Genomic DNA, 2,988 nt, shown 5'->3' with positions numbered 1-2,988 from the left:
CGCCCTCTGCCAATTGGTCGCTCGATACTTCGCGTGTGCCGTATGCAACTTCTTCGGTTTCAGTGACTTCCTCAGTCGTCACAACACCCGTTCCGACTTCAATGACCTCATCGACTGCAGGCTTAGTTACCACTTCACTCTTCTTCGCGCGAGCTGTTTCCTTGCCATCTGTCAAAGTAATGGTATAGGTCACACTCTTCTCACCATTAACCCCTTGGACCTTGGTTCGTTTTTCACCTTTTGCGAGAGTGTTTGTTTGAACCGTTTGAGTTCCGTAGAGAACGGGCTCTGTTACTGTGATTTCTTGAGTGGTGACTTTTGGTTCTTCTTTAGGAGACTCGCCTTTTAAAAGAGCTTCTGCTTTTGCCTTCAAGGCTTGATAACGAGTTTCGTATTTGGCAAAACCTTTCTGACCTTCTGGACTCTTAATGGCACGAATAGCACTCGCATACTGTTTTTGAACGTCTTCCAAAGCGATTTCTAAACCGTCTCTAGTATCCGCATCGTCTGGATTAAATTCATTGATTGCTGCTTCAAACTCATCCAGTTGATTTTTAAAGTTCGCTGCTGCCTGGGCTTCTGCTGCATCTGGAATTTCTTCGTCTTCTCCTGGCTCTTCCGCATAAACAGAAGGAACTCGGACAAGTTCCGGATACTGGTAAGCTGCTGCCGCGCCTAGAGCATTAATGGCAAGCACTGTAATTCCTAACTTAATTAACTTTTTTCTATTCATAATGAATTTCCTTTAATATTCCTAATAACATGATAGCAGCCAGAAGAGCTGCTGCTCTCCTGGGCTATCTTACATTAGTGCTTTGTATTTCTTCTTCTCAGAAGAGCTCCCATAAGCACGAGAACCAAACCAACGATTACTTCATATACCATGGTCACTGATGTACCTGTTTTTGGTAAAATCTTCTTCGGTTTTGGTGGTTCTGGTGTTGGTGCCGGTGGTAAATCATCCTTCGGTGCTGGTGGTTCTGGTGTTGGTGTTGGTGGAACGACTCTTACGATATTCGTCTCATGAACTTTTGGATCATGATTAAAGCTTACATTAGCTGTATTTGGAACACCGCCTTGATATTGAGATGGATCTACTCCTTCTTTAAAGACTGAGTAAATCACTACACGGAGTGTGCTGCCCTTCAAGGCTTCCAAAATATCCTTATCCGTAATATCCACTGTCACGTCTTGACCATTCACTGTTACTTTCGCAACCTTGGCAAGCGCATCATCAGTCAATTCACCTTTATCCGTCACAGATTTGAACTGCTCAAGTGCTTTGGCAAGTTTTTCCTTGCTTTCTTTCAGTTGAGCAATTTCTTTATCAAGCTTCTCTTTCGCAACCTTTTGCTCTTCAGGTGTTGCCAAGTTGCCTACATTGGCTGCCTCTGCTTTCAGTTGCTCCAGTTCTGCTTGTGCTGCCTTAAGGCTTGCTTCAAGAGCTGCTACATCGGCACTAGTGTTTGTGCTTGCTGCACTAGATGATGTGCTAGCTGTATCACTAGTTGATGCCGTATCACTGCTTGCAGCTGGGTCTGAGCTAGAAGAATCACTTGAAGCTGGAGTCGTTGGTGCTGGAGTTGCAGTCGCTGCAGCTGCTTTCGCCGCTTCTAATTGCGCTGTTAACTCTTGGACTTTCTTCTCTGCTTCTTGAACTTTCTTCGCAACCGTGTCATTCGTGGTCTTAGATTCCAGTTCTTTCAGATCTGCTTCTGCTTTGTCTAACTTCGTCTGAAGACGTGCAGTTACATCGGCTACCTTGTCATCCTCAATCTTCAACGCTACTCGGTTAATCTTAAGAACGTTATCAATCTTATCTGTCACAGTCACACCGGTCAACTCTGTTTTCACATCGCGACCTTGTGCGTCTTGGACTGGATTGCCAGCGTCATCCACTGGGTTGCTTGGTACCTTCGTTGTAATATCAAAGCGGAATTCATCACTGATGTTTGTCAGATAATATTTTTCAGTTGGATTTGAACCATCTGCTGGACCAACTGTCTTAACTGGCTCGTTTGGATCTGGATCACGTGGTTTTTCTGGATCACGTGGTCGAACCGTTACTGGGTTAGATTCCTTATTGCCTGTTTGACCATTACTATCCTTGAAGGCTACGGTTGCCTTGTTTGGAACCATACGGTTTTCATAAGCATTCAGAGCCTCGTCAGATACATCTGACTTGATCTTAGCTGGAATGTAGAGCTGAATTTCCTTGAAGCCATGGATTCGGGCAAAGTCTTTCACAGATACTGTGACTGTATTGCCTTCAACCTTCGTTTCTATTGCATCTGTCGCATAGCCATCGATATAAGCTACCGGTGTACCAGCTACTTCCAGAACGGATTCTAAAGTATCGGTTACGGTAAATTCTTTATAAAGTCGAATATCTTTTGGCAGTTGGGTGTTGACATTGTACATGTACGGAACACCACGATCGACATCTAAGTGATCCAGTGTACGGTTAATCTTCTTCGTAATCTCTGGTTCTGGTTGTTTTGGAACAATTACTGGAACTGGATTAGAATCTTTCTTCGTACCTGGGTTGTTATCAATTACATAAGAAGCTGTGTTTGGTACAGTGAACTGATTATCCACCAAGTATGGTGTCAGGTCTGCATCGGCTTTAATTTTAGCCTTGAAGCTCACTTGGATCTTCTTGCCGCCATTCGCTTTAACAGTTGCTTCTGGGAAGTTAACTTCCAGTAATTGACCATTTGTAGTTACCTGAGCATCTGTTGCTTTGCCATCCAAAGTGACCGTCGCTTGGCCAACAAATTCAAGAACATCTTTCAACTCATCACTGATAGTGAAGGCTGTCGCATCCCATGGCATGCTAGTCTTGAGATTGTAAGTAAAGGTTTCTGTACGATCTTCAATGGTTTCAGAAGCTTTCTTATTCACATCTTTTTCAAGAGGTGGTTGCTCTGGGGTTGGTGGAGTTACCGGAACTTCGTTAGAGTCCTTCGTCACACCTGGTCTGTTAGG

The 2,988-nt window shown here is 44.1% G+C and carries 2 protein-coding genes; both read right to left on the bottom strand.

The window, feature by feature from the left end; all coding sequences use genetic code 11:
* The coding region (locus tag AX677_RS08030) for a G5 domain-containing protein (protein WP_197416895.1) at window positions 1–733 on the bottom strand (733 nt) is incomplete at its 3' end.
* Window positions 734–807: 74 nt separating this feature from the next.
* Window positions 808–2,988: isopeptide-forming domain-containing fimbrial protein (locus AX677_RS08025; RefSeq protein ID WP_156446001.1), on the bottom strand; the 2,181-nt coding region annotated here is incomplete at its 5' end.

This window comes from Streptococcus sp. CCH8-C6, from assembly GCF_001557225.1.
GTDB lineage: Bacteria > Bacillota > Bacilli > Lactobacillales > Streptococcaceae > Streptococcus > Streptococcus sanguinis_C.
The sequence above is the reverse complement of the archived record's forward strand: the minus strand, read 5'-3'. Positions and strand labels throughout refer to the sequence as shown.